Source organism: Bacteroides propionicigenes, assembly GCF_018390535.1.
Classification (GTDB): Bacteria; Bacteroidota; Bacteroidia; order Bacteroidales; family Bacteroidaceae; genus Bacteroides; species Bacteroides propionicigenes.
In genome coordinates this window covers 1-17,619 of record NZ_JAHBBW010000003.1, presented here as the reverse complement: position 1 = coordinate 17,619, position 17,619 = coordinate 1, and the positions used below count along the sequence as shown (strand labels likewise).

General features: G+C 46.1%; 15 protein-coding genes and 1 rRNA gene. 1 reads left to right on the top strand and 15 read right to left on the bottom strand.

Annotated features, from left to right (window positions below; all coding sequences use genetic code 11):
* Positions 1-27 precede the first annotated feature (27 nt).
* From KG118_RS05450 to KG118_RS05425, 6 genes are all read right to left on the bottom strand, one after another.
* Positions 28-723, bottom strand: a complete 696-nt coding sequence (locus KG118_RS05450) for a zinc metallopeptidase (RefSeq protein WP_117711270.1) — start codon at positions 721-723, stop codon at positions 28-30.
* 137 nt (positions 724-860) lie between these two features.
* Positions 861-2,129, bottom strand: a complete 1,269-nt coding sequence (locus tag KG118_RS05445; protein ID WP_117711269.1) for an adenylosuccinate synthase — start codon at positions 2,127-2,129, stop codon at positions 861-863.
* Positions 2,126-2,614 (bottom strand): Fur family transcriptional regulator, encoded by a 489-nt coding sequence (locus KG118_RS05440; RefSeq protein WP_117711268.1) that lies wholly within the window; start codon positions 2,612-2,614, stop codon positions 2,126-2,128. The genes KG118_RS05445 and KG118_RS05440 overlap by 4 nt, the downstream gene beginning before the upstream one ends.
* Before the next feature lie 131 nt (positions 2,615-2,745).
* Positions 2,746-3,408, bottom strand: a complete 663-nt coding sequence (locus KG118_RS05435) for a DNA alkylation repair protein (protein ID WP_117711267.1) — start codon at positions 3,406-3,408, stop codon at positions 2,746-2,748.
* A 119-nt stretch (positions 3,409-3,527) separates the two neighbouring features.
* Positions 3,528-5,576, bottom strand: coding sequence for a dipeptidyl-peptidase 3 family protein (locus KG118_RS05430; RefSeq protein WP_117711266.1), 2,049 nt, complete (start codon positions 5,574-5,576; stop codon positions 3,528-3,530).
* Between the two features lie 100 nt (positions 5,577-5,676).
* Positions 5,677-6,141, bottom strand: coding sequence for a helix-turn-helix domain-containing protein (locus KG118_RS05425; RefSeq protein WP_117711265.1), 465 nt, complete (start codon positions 6,139-6,141; stop codon positions 5,677-5,679).
* A 280-nt stretch (positions 6,142-6,421) separates the two neighbouring features.
* Between KG118_RS05425 and recQ the strand changes: the two genes are divergently transcribed.
* A complete protein-coding gene (recQ, locus tag KG118_RS05420) occupies positions 6,422-8,239 on the top strand; it encodes a DNA helicase RecQ (RefSeq protein WP_117711264.1) in 1,818 nt (605 codons plus the stop codon).
* A 3-nt stretch (positions 8,240-8,242) separates the two neighbouring features.
* Here recQ and KG118_RS05415 read toward each other — a convergent pair whose 3' ends face one another.
* From KG118_RS05415 to rrf, 9 genes are all read right to left on the bottom strand, one after another.
* The gene (locus KG118_RS05415) at positions 8,243-9,127 is read right to left on the bottom strand and encodes a tetratricopeptide repeat protein (protein WP_117711263.1); all 885 of its coding nucleotides are present in this window, start codon (positions 9,125-9,127) and stop codon (positions 8,243-8,245) included.
* Positions 9,128-9,485: 358 nt separating this feature from the next.
* Positions 9,486-10,436, bottom strand: coding sequence for a cysteine synthase A (cysK, locus tag KG118_RS05410; RefSeq protein ID WP_117711453.1), 951 nt, complete (start codon positions 10,434-10,436; stop codon positions 9,486-9,488).
* A 132-nt stretch (positions 10,437-10,568) separates the two neighbouring features.
* Positions 10,569-11,627 carry a 3-isopropylmalate dehydrogenase gene (gene leuB, locus KG118_RS05405; RefSeq protein ID WP_117711262.1) on the bottom strand — a complete coding sequence of 353 codons (1,059 nt, stop codon included), beginning with the start codon at positions 11,625-11,627 and terminating at the stop codon, positions 10,569-10,571.
* Between the two features lie 57 nt (positions 11,628-11,684).
* On the bottom strand, positions 11,685-13,232 hold the full coding sequence (locus tag KG118_RS05400; protein ID WP_117711261.1) for an alpha-isopropylmalate synthase regulatory domain-containing protein: 1,548 nt from the start codon (positions 13,230-13,232) through the stop codon (positions 11,685-11,687).
* Complete coding sequence (leuD, locus tag KG118_RS05395) at positions 13,222-13,815, bottom strand: 3-isopropylmalate dehydratase small subunit (RefSeq protein ID WP_117711260.1); 594 nt, start codon at positions 13,813-13,815, stop codon at positions 13,222-13,224. The genes KG118_RS05400 and leuD overlap by 11 nt, the downstream gene beginning before the upstream one ends.
* Before the next feature lie 28 nt (positions 13,816-13,843).
* Positions 13,844-15,241, bottom strand: coding sequence for a 3-isopropylmalate dehydratase large subunit (gene leuC / locus KG118_RS05390; protein WP_117711259.1), 1,398 nt, complete (start codon positions 15,239-15,241; stop codon positions 13,844-13,846).
* A 61-nt stretch (positions 15,242-15,302) separates the two neighbouring features.
* Positions 15,303-16,799 carry a 2-isopropylmalate synthase gene (locus KG118_RS05385; protein ID WP_117711258.1) on the bottom strand — a complete coding sequence of 499 codons (1,497 nt, stop codon included), beginning with the start codon at positions 16,797-16,799 and terminating at the stop codon, positions 15,303-15,305.
* Positions 16,800-17,169: 370 nt separating this feature from the next.
* A complete protein-coding gene (locus tag KG118_RS05380) occupies positions 17,170-17,400 on the bottom strand; it encodes a hypothetical protein (protein ID WP_117711257.1) in 231 nt (76 codons plus the stop codon).
* Between the two features lie 119 nt (positions 17,401-17,519).
* Positions 17,520-17,619: ribosomal RNA gene (gene rrf, locus KG118_RS05375) — 5S ribosomal RNA — on the bottom strand; the annotation flags it as partial.

Here is a 17,619-nt window from a genome sequence, read left to right as displayed (position 1 = left end):
ATTGATTAAGAAAAAAAATAAATGTTCTTATTCTCTACGTCCCAAGAATATCATAATGTAGTAAATGAGTGTTGCCAATGAACCAAGTGCAGCTACTACATAAGTATAAGCCGCCGAACGAAGCGCATCTTCCGCCTGAGCATGATTGTAAGAGTTCGTAATACCGGAACTGCTTAACCATACCAATGCACGTTTACTCGCGTTGATTTCTACCGGCAGAGTGATAAAGCTGAATAAGGTAGTCATAGCAAAAAGAATGATACCTGCCAACAGCAATTGCGGGAAAGTATTCAACATCAGGATACCTGCCAGCAATATCCATGTCATAATATTGGAAGCAAACGATACGACAGGCACCAACTTACTACGCATCGTCAGCGGAGCATAGGCACGCGCATGCTGCACAGCGTGTCCGCACTCATGGGCTGCAACGGCTGCCGCCATAATACTGTTGCTGCTATACACACCCTCACTCAGGTTCACTGTCTTATTGGCGGGATTGTAATGGTCTGTCAAATGTCCCGGAGTATGCGTAACGGTGACATCATAGATTCCGTTATCGTGCAGCATCTTCAATGCTACATCAGCTCCTGTCATTCCGTTGCCAGTGGGTATTTTAGAATATTTCTTGAATTTACTTTGCAGATTCATCTGTACCAGCCAGCTGATTACAGCTATACCGATAAATATAATCCATTGCATTCCTATCATTCCTGTTGTCATAATCTTCTTTCTTTTAAAAATAAGTGAATAATGTGTCGTTTTCTATTTCTATAACAAATAGTCTGCCAAAAATAAAGGGAAACTGCGAGCAATCTCACAGTTTCCCTTATATTTTAGGAAGAATTAGCTAAAATCTATTATTCTTCTGTATAACGTTCAATGGTTTGTTCGCGGTCAGGACCTACAGATACAATCTTCACAGGCACACCGAGTTGTTCTTCCAAGAAAGCCAGATATGCATTGAATTCTTCGGGGAATTCATCCTCGCTCTGCATCTTTGTCATATCGGTCTGCCAACCGGGCAATTCCACATATACCGGTTCAACACCTTCTATATCGAACGGGAAGTAATCAATTTCTTCACCATTTACTTTATATGCCACACAAGCTTTAATCGTTTCAAAAGAATCGAGCACGTCACTCTTCATCATAATCAGTTTGGTAACACCGTCCACCATGATGGCATATTTCAAAGCTACCAAGTCAATCCAGCCGCAACGACGCTTACGCCCGGTTACCGAACCGAACTCGTGTCCCAATGTACAAATCTGGTCACCTGTCTTGTCGAACAGTTCTGTCGGGAACGGACCTGCACCTACACGCGTGCAATACGCTTTGAAGATACCGTACACTTCACCAATCTTATTAGGAGCGATACCCAAACCCGTGCAAGCGCCCGCGCAAATGGTATTGGAAGAAGTGACGAACGGATAGGAACCGAAGTCAACATCCAACATCGTACCTTGCGCACCCTCGCACAGAACAGATTTACCATCTGACAATAGTCCGTTTATTTCGTGTTCGCTATCTACAAACTTGAATTGCTTCAAGTATTCAATACCCTCAAGCCACGCTTTTTCCAACTCTGCCAAATCATATTGATAATCCAAACTTTTCAGAATTTGTTCGTGGCGGGCTTTAGCGGCAGCATATTTCTTATCAAAATCATGCAGAATATCACCTACACGTACACCGTTACGGCTCACCTTATCCGTATAAGTCGGACCGATACCCTTACCGGTGGTTCCCACTTTGGCATCTCCCTTTGCTGCCTCGTAGGCGGCGTCCAAAATGCGGTGCGTAGGCAGGATGAGATGTGCTTTCTTGGAAATATGCAAGCGTTCCTTCAAATTGTGACCGGATGCCTCCAATGCTTCAGCCTCGGCTTTGAACAGTGCCGGGTCAAGTACTACACCGTTACCGATGATATTTACTTTGTCACCTTGAAAAATTCCCGAAGGAATGGAACGGAGCACATACTTCTGACCTTCAAACTCCAATGTATGACCGGCGTTCGGGCCACCTTGAAAACGTGCCACCACATCGTATCTCGGAGTTAATACATCAACGACTTTGCCTTTGCCTTCGTCGCCCCATTGTAATCCTAATAGAATGTCTACTTTCATTTCTCTTTCTTATGGTTATTATTTTTCTTCTTCCTTTTGTTTGCGCGGTCGCACTTACTGCACAGCCCGTACATATACAGCGAATAATGTGTCAGGTTGAAACGGCTCAGTTTTGTATTCTCAATAGCTTGCTGCAATTCTTCATTTTGAAATTCGACAACCTTACCGCACTGCGTACAGATTTGGTGGTGATGTGTATCACGGTTATAGCTTTTTTCGTATTGAGAAGAATTCCCGAACTGATGTTTGATAACCAAACGGGCGTTGATAAGTAATATAATTGTATTGTAAAGTGTCGCACGGCTGACCCTGAAGTTCTCCTGATCCGCCATTAGCGAATAAAGCGTGTCAATATCGAAATGGCCGTCTATGGAATAAATAGTGTCGAGTATGGCATAGCGTTCGGGAGTCTTGCGATGCCCGTTCGTATTGAGATATTCCGTGAATATCTGCCTAACCGTATCTTTCACGTTCTGACTTTCCATTTAAAGGCGCAGTTTTTTAACAGCCAACAAAGTTAAGCCTTTTTTGCGGAAAGCAAACAAAAAAAGAAAAATTAATAATGAGAATGATAAAGTAGGGAAAGAAAGGATAAGGTGAATACATTATCACCCTATCACATTCCCACTTCTTCCCTTATCAGGGTATAAAGAAGATGTTCCGCTTCCGAAGAAGAATCTTTCATATCCTCTACTCTCCGGCAAACCTGAAACGCATTTTCTTCACTATGTTGCATAAAACGACGGATAGCAGTCAGGGCAGCATTCCGCACATGATAAGAACCGGACAAGAAAGCTGAAATAGCTTGGTCAAGGAACTCATTCTCCACGCGCTCGTTCATATCGCCTTTTTTCATCAGCAGGCGGGCAATGGTAAGGAAGCCGCAAACCTGCGTATATTCATCCTCAGCCGCAATCCAATGGAAAGACTTGGCAGGGGCATACGGAAGATACTGAAAAAGGTTCATACAAGTAAGTTCCGCAATCTCGATATTCCGGATATTCTCCACCCATATATCCGCAATTTCAGGCAAGAAACTGTCGACCGGCTGGAGTAATCCCGCCAGTATCTTACATTCGCGAATATCTTCTTTCCAAAGAGTCTGTGCCAAGGCATGGTCTTTCTCGTAAGCGTCGGCAATGCTCTTGATACGGGGTAGTTCCACACCGAAATTGAGTTTGTAGACTAAACCTTTCTCACGCATACTTTGAGACACAGCTCCATTCATGGAGAGGCGAAGCTGTGTTTTTATTTCTTTGAGTTGTTCTGTTAGTTCCATAAATGAGGGGATTAGAGAAATGAAGAATGATGAATGAAGAATGAAGAATTACCTTGCGGCATATTCGTATATGTGCAGCTTAATTCTTCATTCTTCATTTCTCATTCTTCTTCTTTGAATTAATTATTTATAGAAGGCAATGCCGAGTAATCCTTGCTATAACGCAACATCTGTTCTGCATAGCCTTCATCATAAGTCACAGTTACATCAGTGATATTACCGTCCGCATCCGTCACAGCCTCATACTTCGGGTTGATAAAACCTTTGTACGGAGCCAGATTCAATTTCTTATAGCGCTCCAGAACTTCCGCATGTAGTTCAGGGTCTACCTTTACAGCATAAGTTTCTACCAACTTATGAGCTGCGTCATAGTCACCCGTAGATTTAATACGTTGTATTTCGGCAAGCAACTCACCAAATAATTCACGCACCTTTTCGTAATTGTTGATTACAACATAAGTCTTTCCATCCTTCTTCGCCAGTTCCACCACTTTATCGGCAGCACCCTTTTCATATACCCAACGGGCTATAAGCTGACGGTTGCGCATATGGGCCTCTTCCACATTATTACCCGGTTCGATGCGTACAAGCTGTGTCATCAAGCCGTTCATCAGATAAGTATAAAATTGAGCCTTGTAAGCATCTGCACTCGGAATCAATCCCAATTCCACCAACTTCGGATCAGCCACATAGTAAAGCCCGAATAAGTCGGCACGCGCTTCTTCGATAGTAGAACCGTAAGCTTTCAGTGCATCAGGATCTACACCCGGCAACAGCTTGCCGGAGCCATGCCCTAAGCATTCGTGCAGGTCGGTATGCAAATTATCGGTGATATCGGCGTATTTATCTATCAATTGCAACTCGGCATCACTATAAACAAACTCTTCATTGAATCCGTTACCATGAGCCGCTTTGTTATAAGCATCCGTTATATTACCAATTGTAACGGACTTGGAACCATGATGGCTACGAATCCAATTTGCATTGGGCAGGTTGATGCCGATAGCCGTTGCAGGATACAGGTCGCCCGCCAGAATAGCGGCGGTGATAACTTTAGCGGAGACACCTTTCACTTGTTCTTTCTTGAACTGTTTCTCTACCGGTGAATGGTCTTCAAACCATTGTGCGTTGCTACTGATAATCTCCGTACGGCGGGTAGCTTCCAAATCTTTGAAGTTCACCAAAGACTCCCAACTTGCCTTCATACCCAGCGGGTCACCATAGCTTTCGGTAAACCCGTTTACAAAATCAATGCGGGAGTCCAAGTCTTTCACCCACAAAATGGCATAATCATCAAAGGTTTTCAAATCACCGGTATCGTAAAACTCTATCAGTTTGGTTATAACCGCCTTCTGTTCCGGATTTTCGGCCACTCCTTCCGCTTTCTTCAACCAATATACTATCTTTTCAAGAGCCTGGCCGTACAAGCCCCCTACTTTCCATACTTTTTCCTGAATCTTGCCGTTCTCCTTCACCAGACGACTGTTCAGCCCATAAGATACCGGTGTTTCATCTTTAGGATTTTTCATTGCATTATAAAAATCCTCGGCTTCCTTCTGTGTCACCCCGTCATAATAATTACAAGCTGAGGTCAGCACTAAATCCTCACCGGCAGCTTGATTGACACGCTTCGGCATTACTTTGGGGTCAAAGATAACGGGAGCAACTTCTTCATAAAGTTGTTCTACCGTTTGTCCTTCCGCAAGCGGAAGTGTAGAAGCGTCTACACTCAAAAGAGCTTGTTTGAAGAATTCGGGAGTAAAGCCCGGCACGAACTTCTCGCTGCCATAATGATGATGGATGCCGTTAGAAAACCACACTCTCTTCAGATACACCTCCATAGCCTTGAAATCCGCCACGGTTTTGTCACCGCTATAACCTGTATAGACAGCTTCCAGCATCCGGCGGATTCTGAGGTTGTACTTCCCGTTTTGGTCGAACAAGATGTCACGTCCCTGCAAAGCGGCTTCTGTGAGATAATAAACTAATTCTTTCTGTTTGAGAGACAAGTTCTCAAATTCCGGTACGCGGTAGCGTAAAATCTGTAAGTCTGCAAATTGTTCCACTGTATAATCAAATTTTTCTGCCTCGGCAGTCGTTTTCTGTGCTCCGCCACACGCTGTAAGCAAAGACACAGCGGCTACTACGGAAATTAGTTGTTTTTTCATGTGTGTCGGGAAGAGATAGTTAGTATTTAAAAAGACAAAAGGAAGTATTCCGGAGCGAACCTCTCAGAATATTTCCTTTTATAAATTCAGTTCCACTGCATTATTTGCTTTTCACTGCATGTTGTTTACGATAACCGTTAGGAGTTTCTCCTACATTTTTATAAAAAGCAGCATAAAAAGACTGACGGTTTGCGAAACCAACCATCGTGCTGATTTCTTCTACATTTTTGTCAGCATACCTTTTATCTGTCAATAAATGCAAAGCATCTTTCACTCTGTATTCATTCAACAAGCAAGAATAATTCATTCCAAAGCGAGAGTTTACAACTGCCGACAAATAGCGGGTATTGGTCTGCAACTCTTTTGCCAAATCTTTAGCTGAATAATTGGGGTCTCTGTACTTCTTCTGTACAACGATAATATTCAATATCCGGTCATACAGTTCGTCTGCCAGTTCCGGGCGTATCAAGGAACGGTAGGCAGCCTTTTTCTCTTTCTTTTCGCGCAGGTTATAAGGACGCTTCTTTGTAGCTTCCTCCTGTGCTTTTTTTTCTAAGTCACTCATTGAACTAACTGGTTAGGGTTGTTTAAAGATAGAAATCCAAAGGAGTTTCCTTTAGATTACACAAAAGTCTAACATTTTTTTTTAATACGCAACTTTTCCCATACATATTTTTGATATATAAACAATGAAAAAGATTGAAAAGAAGCGGAGTACACTTAATAATAAGATTATTTAACTTTGACTTTTAATCGTCAACTTATTCAATTGAGTAACACTTACTTTTGCATTTTATGCAATAATTAATGTAACTTTGTCCTCTCAAAAAACACCGGTTACGCTTATGCTACAAACGCTGAAAACATACTTCGGTTACGACAGTTTCCGCCCTCTGCAAGAAGAAATTATCCGCCACATCCTGGACGGAAACGATGCACTTGTACTAATGCCTACCGGTGGTGGGAAATCCATATGTTACCAACTTCCCGCCCTGTTGCGCGAAGGCACTGCAATAGTGGTTTCACCTCTTATCTCACTGATGAAGGACCAAGTGGAAGCCCTGTGCGCCAATGGCATCAGCGCCGGTGCGCTGAACAGCAGCAATGACGAAACGGAGAATGCCGCCCTGCGTCGTGCCTGCATGGAAGGCAGGCTGAAATTACTATATATCTCTCCTGAAAAGCTGTTGACAGAAGCCAACTACCTTCTGCGGGATATGCACATCTCACTTTTTGCTATTGACGAAGCACATTGTATTTCACAATGGGGACACGATTTCCGCCCGGAATATGCACAAATGGGAATTCTCCACCAACTGTTTCCGCAAGTGCCCGTCATCGCCCTGACTGCCACTGCCGACAAGATTACGCGCGAGGACATTATCAAGCAACTTCATCTGAATCATCCCCGGATATTCATCTCCTCTTTCGACCGCCCTAACCTGAGCCTCACCGTGAAACGAGGCTATCAGCAGAAAGAAAAGTCCAAGGCAATTCTTGATTTTATAGCCCGTCACCCCGGAGAAAGCGGCATTATATATTGCATGAGCCGAAGCAAGACGGAGTCCGTTGCACAAATGCTCCAAAAACAGGGCATTCGCACTGCCGTATATCATGCCGGACTCTCCCCTGCCCGCAGAGACGAAGCACAAGATGACTTCATCAACGACCGCGTACAAGTGGTATGTGCCACTATTGCTTTCGGTATGGGTATAGACAAAAGTAACGTACGCTGGGTTATTCATTATAATTTACCAAAAAGCATCGAAAGTTTCTACCAAGAGGTAGGGCGCGCAGGAAGAGACGGGCTGCCAAGTGACACCTTATTATTTTACTCATTGGCCGACTTGATTTTGCTCACTAAATTTGCAACCGATAGCGGACAGCAAAGCATTAATCTGGAGAAGCTTCAACGAATGCAGCAATATGCCGAATCCGATATCTGCCGACGACGTATATTATTAAGTTATTTTGGAGAGACAGCAGACCATGATTGCGGCAATTGTGACGTCTGTAAGAATCCGCCGGAGCGTTTTGACGGAACTGTCATTGTACAAAAAGCCCTAAGCGCCATTGCCCGCACCGAGCAACAAATCGGCACAGGTGTTTTGGTTGACATTTTAAGGGGGAATATGTCCGCCGAAGTTGTGGGTAAAGGCTATCAACAACTGAAAACATTCGCAGCAGGACGTGAAATTCCCGCTCGCGACTGGCATGATTACTTATTACAAATGCTGCAACTCGGCTACTTTGAGATTGCCTACAATGACAACAATCATCTGAAAATAACTTCTGCAGGAAGTGATGTCCTTTTTGGCAGAGCCACTGCCCGATTAGTAGTAATACGCCGGGAAGAAGCGAACGAAACCAAGCGAGGCAGAAAGCGCAAAACACCCGCTCCCGACAAAGAACTGCCTTTGGGACTTCCCAACACGGAGAACGAAGCCCTCTTTGAAGCCCTGCGTGAATTGAGAAAACGCCTTGCCGACGAAGAAGCCTTGCCTGCATACATCGTCCTGTCCGACAAAGTACTCCACCTGCTCAGCACCTCACGCCCCACCACTATTGAGGAGTTCGGAAACATCAGCGGTATCGGAGAATACAAGAAAAAGAAATACGGAAAAGAATTTGTCGGTCTAATACGCAAGTTCTGTGACTCCTGACCACTATTTTCTCGTTTGTTGCAGTAAGTCACGCAAATCGGCTTGCGGTACTCCCAACGATATAGCCTTCTCAAAATCACGTTTGGCCAAATCCTTTTTCTTTTGGGCAAGATAAATTTCGCCACGCATCAGGTATATTTCCGGTTGCGAGCTATCCAATCTTATCGCCTCTTCCAAGTCAACCAGCGCCATATCCATATGATTCAAGTCTTTCTCTACCCCGGCACGGGCCACATAGAGCATGGCATATTGGGAAGAAGACAATTGTGAATTTCCTCTTTTGGCTGCAATCATATTGTTCAGTACACTCAGTGCCTCTTCGTATTTCCCCTCTTTCTGTTCTAAAGTCGCCAAACCAAGACGACCGTTATAGCTGACCGGATTCACTTTCAGCAAGCGTTCATAATCCGCCTTTGCCATTTTATACTCACGCTGCTGCATATAAATATAAGCACGCATCAGCAAAGCCTCCTCATTGTTCTTCTCCAAATCCAGTACCAGCGAATAATCAGCCTGCGCCAGATTATTACGTCCCAGTTCCATATAAACAGCCGCACGGTTCAGCAGGATAGGGACTGCACGCGGAGCGATATTCAGGGCAAAGCTATAAGACTCCAAAGCCTGCTCGTACTGCCTTTGCCGACGCTGTATCGTGCCGAGATTGGAGAACAGAAGAGCATTGTGAGGATTTGCCGGTTCCAGCTTCAAAGCCTGGCGGATATACTCTTCCGCTTGCGGCAAACTATCCTGCTCCGTATAAGTTATGGCACGGTCGCAAAGTTCCTGATAGGTTTGCGAGAACGCAGGCATACCACCTGCCAATAAACACACAATGAAGGAAATTAGCTTCTTTGTACTTGTTATGTTATATTTATTCGGCTTTCTCATACTCGTTATACTATATTTATTCAGTTTCCTTTGTTTTTGTTATGCTATATTTATTCAGTTCCTTTGTACTTGTTATGCTATATTTATAAGGTAAGTAAATAAACAAGTGTTGAGATTTAGTTTATATCAAGACTATCTGTCATTCAGAGCGTAGCGAAGAATCTCTTCCCTACATATATGCCAAGAAGAGAGTAGATTCTTCGCTACGCTCTGAATGACAGATAGTCTTGACTAATTTTCACCATTTACCTAAACCGGTTTCAAACGTTAGTACAAAAAATACCAACGATTGGTACGAGGAATACCAAGTGTTGGTACGAACAATACCCGCCGCTAAAACGGGAGTTTTCCCCCGGCATTACTCCAAAGGATAGGTATCAAAAGCAAACAATTCCGTTGAGAGGTACCTCTCCCCTGTATCAGGCAACAAGGCAACTATCATTTTGTTTGCAAATTCGGGACGCTTTGCCAGTAAACGGGCTGCATAAACAGCCGCACCGGAAGATATTCCCGCCAGCAGTCCCTCAGTAGATGCCAGCTCGCGTCCGGCACGAATGGCTTCATCATCCGGCACAGGAATCACCTCATCCACTACCGAAGCGTCATAAAGAGCCGGAATAAAGTTTGCCCCGATGCCCTGTATGCGGTGCGGAGCATCCTCTCCCCCCTCAAGCACAGGAGACGACGCAGGCTCGACAGCCACGATATAAACATTTGGATTATGCTTCTTCAGAGCGCGGGCTACACCGCAAATCGTACCGCCCGTACCCACTCCCGCCACAAACACGTCCACCTGTCCGTCCGTGTCCGTCCAGATTTCCTCGCCCGTAGTCAGTTCGTGTATCCGGGCATTGGAAGGATTCTCAAACTGTTGCAGAATTACGGCGCCGGGTATCTTATCTCTCAACTCCTGCGCCTTGGCGATAGAACCCGCCATACCCGCCAGCCCGTCCGTCAGCACGATTTCCGCTCCGAGGGCTTTCAACAGGTTACGGCGTTCGATGCTCATTGTTTCGGGCATGGTCAGTATCAGATGATAGCCTTTGATGGTAGCCACCATTGCCAGTCCCACCCCCGTATTGCCGCTGGTAGGTTCTATAATAGTGGCGCCGGGCTTCAACGCTCCGCGCGCTTCGGCATCTTCAATCATTGCCAGTCCTACGCGGTCTTTTACACTGCCTGCCGGGTTGAACGACTCCAGTTTGGCAACTATATCCTGTTGCAGTCCGTACTTTCCACTGTATCCTGCCAACTTCATCAACGGTGTGCCGCCGATAAGTTCCGTCAAGTTCTTTGCTATTTTTGCCATAATCATTACTTATAAAACGAGGAGATACATCAAAAGTAAAATCATTATCACAGATAAATGTATCATACTTTTGAGGCATCTCCTCGCAAAGGTAGGAAAAAAACGTTTCGCCCTTTCTTTCCTTAATAAAGATTAGTGTTTGATGTAGTCCACAATCCACGCACCTACCTCTTTCGTGCCGTATTTGCCGCTGCCTTCCACCTGAATTTCCGGGGTACGGACGTTGGCGTCGAGAGAAGCGTCTACCGCCTTGCGGATAAGCGCGCCTTCTTCTTTCAGGCCGAAGTACTCAAACAGCATGGCTACGGAAAGAATCTGCGCCAGCGGGTTGGCTATGTTCAAGCCCTTAGCCTGCGGCCATGATCCGTGAATAGGCTCGAATACCGGGGTGCTTTCGCCGGTGGAAGCCGAAGGGAGCAAGCCCATGGAACCGCTGATGCAGGAGCCTTCATCGGTCAGGATATCGCCGAAGGTGTTCTCCGTCACCATCACATCGAAGAACTTCGGTTCTTGAATCATACGCATGGCGGCGTTGTCCACATACATATAGTCGGTGGTGACTTCCGGATAGTCCGGAGCCATTTCCTGCGCAATCTGCCTCCACAGGCGCGAAGAAGCAAGCACATTCGCCTTGTCTACGACCGTAAGGTGCTTGTTGCGCTTCATGGCATACTCAAAGCCTACTTTCAGGATGCGTTCAATCTCCGGGCGGGTGTACATATTGGTGTCGTAAGCCTTGTCGTTGTCCTGATACTTCTCGCCGAAGTACATGCCGCCTGTCAGTTCGCGGATGCAGAGGAAATCGGCTCCGTCCACCAATTCGGCACGAAGCGGAGACTTGTGCAAGAGGCACTTAAAGGTTTGCACGGGACGGATGTTGGCAAACAATCCTAACTTCTTGCGCATAGCCAGCAACCCTTGTTCCGGGCGCACCTTTGCGGTGGGGTCATTGTCGAATTTCGGGTCGCCTACTGCCGAGAACAACACTGCATCGGCATTTTTGCAAGCCTGATAGGTAGCTTCGGGAAACGGGTCTCCCACTTTGTCGATAGCGTCCGCACCGCAGACAGCATATTCATAGTTCACCTTGTGACCGAACTTCTCACAAACGGCGGTCATTACGTCCACACCTACTGCGGATATTTCGGGGCCGATACCGTCACCGGCCAATACTGCAATTTTAAAGTCCATTGTTTTCTTTATTAAGTATTCCTTTATTTTGTTCTTTTATCTCTTTCAGACAGCCGCTTAGCTCATCTTTTCATATTCGGCTTCTATTATATTCAGCATCTTCACCGTGGCCTTGATGGCAGCTTCCGTCTGGTCGGCATCCAGTCCGCGGGTGCGGAACACCTTGTCTTCAAACGTCCATGTAATTACCGTCTGCACAAAAGCATCGGTACGTCCGCCGGGGGGGATAGTCACTGCGTAATTCGTCAGCATCGGGAATTTGCGTCCCAAAGTCACCTTGTATATCTTGCGCAGCGCACGCACAAAGGCATCGTACTGACCGTCACCGCTGGAACTCTCCTCATACTCTTTGCCGTTGATTTCTATTTTCAACGTAGCCATTGGCTTCAGTCCGTAGGCAAGGTTCACGATGTAGCTTTTCAGGTTTACCCGCTCGTCCATAACTCCGTGCTTCAAGACGTCGGAAACGATGTACGGCAAATCTTCCTGCGTCACCAGTTCCTTTTTATCACCCAGTTCGATGATGCGTTCGGTAACCTTGCGCATGGAATCCTCGTCCAAGTCCAGCCCCAAGTCTTCCAGATTCTTGCGGATATTCGCCTTGCCGCTGTTCTTGCCCAAGGCATACTCCCGCTTGCGGCCGAAACGTTCGGGCAAGAGGTCGTTGCAGTATAAGTTACTCTTATTATCCCCGTCGGCATGCACGCCCGCCACTTGCGTAAACACGTTTTCGCCCACAATCGGCTTGTTGGCAGGGATAACGATGCCCGAATAGGACTCTACCACACGGCTCACATCATTGAGGCGGCTCTCGTCGATATTGGTGATAGCGCTGAAATGGTCTTTCAAGATGGCCTGCACACTGGCAAGAGGGGCATTCCCGGCACGCTCGCCCAAACCGTTAATGGTGGTGTGCAAACCCTTACAGCCACTCAACACGGCTGCCAGCACGTTGCTCACCGCGAGGTCGTAATCATTGTGCGCATGGAAGTCGAAATGCGCGTGCGGATAGCGTTTCACCATTTTCCGCATGAACTCAATGACTTGCAACGGGTTCAGCACGCCCAATGTGTCGGGCAGCATATACCGCTTTATGTTGGTCTGAATCAATGCGTCCATTAGCTGAAAGACGTATTCGGGCGAATCTTTCATACCGTTGCTCCAGTCTTCCAGATAGATGTTCACTTCCATGTCCTGCACATTCGCGTAGTTCACCACTGCCAGAATATCCTCGATATGCTCTTCGGGCGACTTCTTCAACTGGCAGGAGCAATGCTTCAAGGAGCCTTTGCACAACAGGTTGATGACGCGGCAACCGGTAGCGTGTATCCAGTCTACCGACGTATGCCCGTCTACGAAGCCGAGCACTTCCACCCTCGGCAACATATTACGGCGGGCCGCCCAGTCGCATATCATTTTCACCGCATCAAACTCTCCTTCGGATACCCGCGCGGAAGCGACTTCCACCCTATCCACTTTCAAGTCTTCAAGCAACAAACGGGCTATCATCAGCTTCTCATGGGGCACGAAAGAGACTCCGCTGGTCTGTTCGCCGTCGCGGAGCGTGGTGTCCATGATTTCTATCTTCGGATGATTATGCTTCATGTTTCTTCTCCCAGGATTCTATCTTGTCTTTATTCTCTACGAGGAAATCTATATCGTCCAAACCGTTCATCAGGCAATGTTTCTTATAGGCGTTGATTTCAAAATGCTCGCTCTTGCCTGTCGCTTTGTTGGTGATGGTCTGTCCGGGCAGGTTTACTTCCACTTCCGTCTTCGGGTCGGCAAAAACCGAATCGAAAAGTTCCTTCAGAAACGGTTCGCTCACCACTACGGGAAGCACGAAATTGTTCAGTTCGTTATTCTTATGGATATCCGCAAAAAAGCTGCTTACCACCACACGGAAACCATAATCGGCAATGGCCCAAGCTGCGTGTTCACGGCTGCTTCCCGAGCCGAAGTTCTTTCCGGCTACAAGGATTTGTCCGCCGTAAGTAGGGTCATTCAGTACGAAAGATTCTATTTTGTTGCCTTGCTTGTCATACCGCCAATCGCGAAACAAGTTCTCACCGAAACCTTCTTTGGTAGTGGCTTTCAGGAAACGCGCAGGAATTATCTGGTCGGTATCTACATTCTCCAACGGAAGAGGTACGCAAGTGCTGTTGATGATATTGAATTTCTGTTTCATTGTTTCTTCATTCTTCGTTCTTCATTCTTCATTTAATAAACTCCCTCGGGTCTGTAATCACCCCTGTCACCGCCGCCGCAGCAGCCACCAGCGGACTGGCAAGCAAAGTGCGTGCACCCGGTCCCTGCCGTCCTTCAAAATTACGGTTACTGGTAGACACCGCATACTTTCCGGCAGGCACTTTATCATCATTCATCGCCAAGCAAGCCGAACATCCCGGCTGACGGATAGCGAATCCCGCCTCTTCCAGCACCTTGTCCAAACCTTCCTCACGTATCTGCGCATCTACCATCCACGAACCGGGAACCAACCATGCCACTACATCCGCAGCTTTCTTTCGGCCTTTCACGATAGAGGCAAATGCACGGAAGTCCTCGATACGGCCGTTGGTACAAGCACCCAGGAACACATAATCTATCTTTTTACCCAGCAATGGCTCACCCGGCCGGAAACCCATATAGTCCATAGACTTCATAAAAGACGCTTTGGCAGCTTCGCCCATACCCTCGGTAACGGGGATATGCTGCGTGATGCCCATACCCATGCCCGGATTGGTTCCGTAGGTAACCATCGGCTCAATATCAGCGGCATCAAAACGCACTTCCTTGTCGAATACGGCATCTGCATCGCTTTTCAACGTTTTCCAGTATGCCAGCGCCTTATCCCACTCTTCACCTTTCGGGGCATACTCACGTCCTTTGATATACTCGAAAGTAGTTTCATCCGGGGCAACCATACCGCCGCGCGCACCCATTTCTATACTGAGGTTGCACAGAGTGAGGCGTCCTTCCATGGACAGACTGCACACTGCCTCTCCGGCATACTCTACAAAGTAACCCGTAGCGCCGCTGGTAGTCATTTTGGACATCATATAGAGCGCCAAATCTTTGGCTGTCACTCCCTTACCCAATCTGCCGTCTACCGTAATGCGCATCGTTTTGGGACGGGTTTGAAGAATACATTGCGAAGCCATCACCATCTCTACTTCGCTCGTACCGATACCGAAAGCCACCGCACCCATTGCGCCATGGGTAGAAGTATGCGAGTCACCGCATACAATTGTCATTCCCGGCAAGGTCAGTCCGCGTTCCGGGCCTACCACATGGATAATACCGTTCTTCTTGTCCATCATGCCGAAGTGCTCCAGACCGAAGTCTTCCGCATTCTTGGCAAGCGTATCCACCTGTGTCTTCGAAACAGGGTCCTCAATAGGCTTGTCCTGATCGTGCGTCGGCGTATTATGGTCGGGCATACAAAATATCTTTTCCGGACGGAAACACTTAATTCCCCTTGCACGCAATCCGGCAAAAGCCTGCGGGCTGGTTACTTCATGGCAATAAAGCCTGTCTATGTAAAGTTGTGTAGGGCCGTCTTCAACCTTCTGCACAACGTGGGCATCCCAAATTTTATCAAATAATGTATTCATCAGAAACGAGTTGTAATTTACAATTTATGATTTATGAATTTATAAGGTATGGTTTATAATATTACATCTTGAATTTATTGATGCAGTCTATATACGCTTCCACCGATGCGGCTATAATATCCGTATTGGCGCCGAAGCCGTAGTAGATACAGTTATCATATTCCACCTGCATATGTACCTTACCCATATCATCACTTCCTTTGCTAATGGCCTGAATGGTAAACTCCTTCAGCGTCATATGGCGGTCTATAATCTTCTTCAAAGCCTTGATTGCAGCATCTACCGGACCATTCCCGCTGGCAGCCGCTTCAAACTTTTCACCCGAAATGTTCAGCCCCAGGCTGGCAACGGAACGGACACCTACACCGCTTGTCACCTGCAAGTATTCCAGTTTGATACGATGATTCTGCGAACGGTTCGCACCTGCCAGTACCAGAATATCATCATCGTTAATGTCTTTCTTCTTGTCAGCAAGTTTCAGGAACTCCTCGTAAATCTTATCCAGTTTCTGTTGGTCCAAAGATACGCCTAATACCTGCAAACGGTTCTTCAAAGCAGCACGTCCGCTGCGGGCAGTCAGTACGATAGAATTATCATCAATACCCACATCATGCGGGTCAATAATCTCGTAAGTCTGCACATTCTTCAATACACCGTCCTGATGAATGCCCGACGAATGGGCAAAAGCATTGCGACCTACAATTGCCTTGTTAGGCTGCACCGGCATATTCATCAAACTGGACACCATTCGGCTGGTAGGATAAATCTTCTGTGTATTGATATTGGTTTCAATGTCAATATCCTTATGGCATTTGATAATCATCGCCACCTCTTCGAGCGAAGTATTTCCGGCACGTTCACCGATACCATTGATTGTAACTTCCACCTGACGGGCTCCATTCAGCACGCCTGCCATTGTGTTGGCGGTAGCCATACCCAAATCATTGTGGCAATGGGTGGAAATGATAGCATTATGAATGCCGTCCACATGTTCCATCAGATACTTTATCTTCGCCCCATACTCGGCAGGAAGGCAGTACCCGGTGGTATCGGGAATATTAACTACCGTAGCGCCCGCCTTGATAACAGCTTCCACTACACGGGCCAAATATTCGTTATCCGTACGTCCGGCATCTTCGGCATAGAATTCAACATCCTCTACATAACGACGGGCATACTTTACAGCTGCTACCGCACGCTCAATAATCTCCTCACGATTGGAGTTGAATTTGTATTTGATATGCGAATCGGAAGTACCGATACCCGTATGAATACGCTTATGTTTGGCAAACTGCAAGGCTTCCGCTGCAACATCAATATCTTTCTGTACGGCACGTGTCAAAGCGCAAATCGTAGGCCACGTCACAGCTTTAGAAATTTCAATCACCGAATTAAAGTCACCCGGACTTGAAATAGGGAATCCCGCTTCAATTACATCCACACCCAGTGCTTCCAGTTGTCTGGCCACCTGAATCTTTTCCACAGTATTCAACTGGCATCCCGGAACCTGCTCACCATCGCGGAGCGTTGTGTCGAAAATAAATAATTTATCACTCATCGCTTTATAATATTTATAAATTCATATTCCATAAAAAAAGCCTTTCGCACCAGGAAGTGAAAAAGGCTTTAGTATATTGTTATATCTTACATATATTTATGCACAGCACTCACTTCCACTAAACTTTGCCAGTAGAATAATAATACCACACAGTAGAATATATGTAAAGTTCTGAATCATCTTATCTTTTTTGTTTTAACACTGCAAAGGTATAGATTATTTCGTATCACACAAACAAATTCGTAACTTTTTTATTCGAAATAATATCATTTTATAAGATACAGCTTATTAATCACTCTAATATATAACAAAAAAGGCATACCTTTACAGTATGCCTTTCCTTATGATTCAGTCTAATACAAGTTCTGAATTACTTCTTTTCGCAAGGTTTGTCACACTTGGCGCTATCGCAAGCGGCTTTCGGACAAGCTGCAGAATCAGCCTGACAGCAAGCCTTTACAGAATCACATACTTGTTCTGTTTGTGCAGCGCAGCAAGAATCAGCTCCAGTTGAGTTTGCATCAGCCTTTTTGTTACCACATGATGCTACAGCGAAAGAAAATGCCACTGCCACAGCAGCGAATAAAACTTTAGTTTTCATACTTCAATTTGCTTTAAATATTAATTAAAAAATCAATTCAGCAGCAAATATACGAAAAATTGCAATATCTTCCAAAACGAATAAAGCCCCCGTATCTGATGATACGGAGGCTTCTTCTAAAACGGCGACTACCTACTCTCCCACTGTTACGCAGTACCATCGGCGTGACCGGGCTTAACTTCTCTGTTCGGAATGGGAAGAGGTGGAACCCCGGTGCTA

Coding starts and splice junctions, on each gene's coding strand:
- KG118_RS05450 (WP_117711270.1), bottom strand. CDS start 723: ATGACAACAGGAATGATAGGAATGCAATGGATTATATTTATCGGTATA.
- KG118_RS05445 (WP_117711269.1), bottom strand. CDS start 2,129: ATGAAAGTAGACATTCTATTAGGATTACAATGGGGCGACGAAGGCAAA.
- KG118_RS05440 (WP_117711268.1), bottom strand. CDS start 2,614: ATGGAAAGTCAGAACGTGAAAGATACGGTTAGGCAGATATTCACGGAA.
- KG118_RS05435 (WP_117711267.1), bottom strand. CDS start 3,408: ATGGAACTAACAGAACAACTCAAAGAAATAAAAACACAGCTTCGCCTC.
- KG118_RS05430 (WP_117711266.1), bottom strand. CDS start 5,576: ATGAAAAAACAACTAATTTCCGTAGTAGCCGCTGTGTCTTTGCTTACA.
- KG118_RS05425 (WP_117711265.1), bottom strand. CDS start 6,141: ATGAGTGACTTAGAAAAAAAAGCACAGGAGGAAGCTACAAAGAAGCGT.
- recQ (WP_117711264.1), top strand. CDS start 6,422: ATGCTACAAACGCTGAAAACATACTTCGGTTACGACAGTTTCCGCCCT.
- KG118_RS05415 (WP_117711263.1), bottom strand. CDS start 9,127: ATGAGAAAGCCGAATAAATATAACATAACAAGTACAAAGAAGCTAATT.
- cysK (WP_117711453.1), bottom strand. CDS start 10,436: ATGGCAAAAATAGCAAAGAACTTGACGGAACTTATCGGCGGCACACCG.
- leuB (WP_117711262.1), bottom strand. CDS start 11,627: ATGGACTTTAAAATTGCAGTATTGGCCGGTGACGGTATCGGCCCCGAA.
- KG118_RS05400 (WP_117711261.1), bottom strand. CDS start 13,232: ATGAAGCATAATCATCCGAAGATAGAAATCATGGACACCACGCTCCGC.
- leuD (WP_117711260.1), bottom strand. CDS start 13,815: ATGAAACAGAAATTCAATATCATCAACAGCACTTGCGTACCTCTTCCG.
- leuC (WP_117711259.1), bottom strand. CDS start 15,241: ATGAATACATTATTTGATAAAATTTGGGATGCCCACGTTGTGCAGAAG.
- KG118_RS05385 (WP_117711258.1), bottom strand. CDS start 16,799: ATGAGTGATAAATTATTTATTTTCGACACAACGCTCCGCGATGGTGAG.
- KG118_RS05380 (WP_117711257.1), bottom strand. CDS start 17,400: ATGAAAACTAAAGTTTTATTCGCTGCTGTGGCAGTGGCATTTTCTTTC.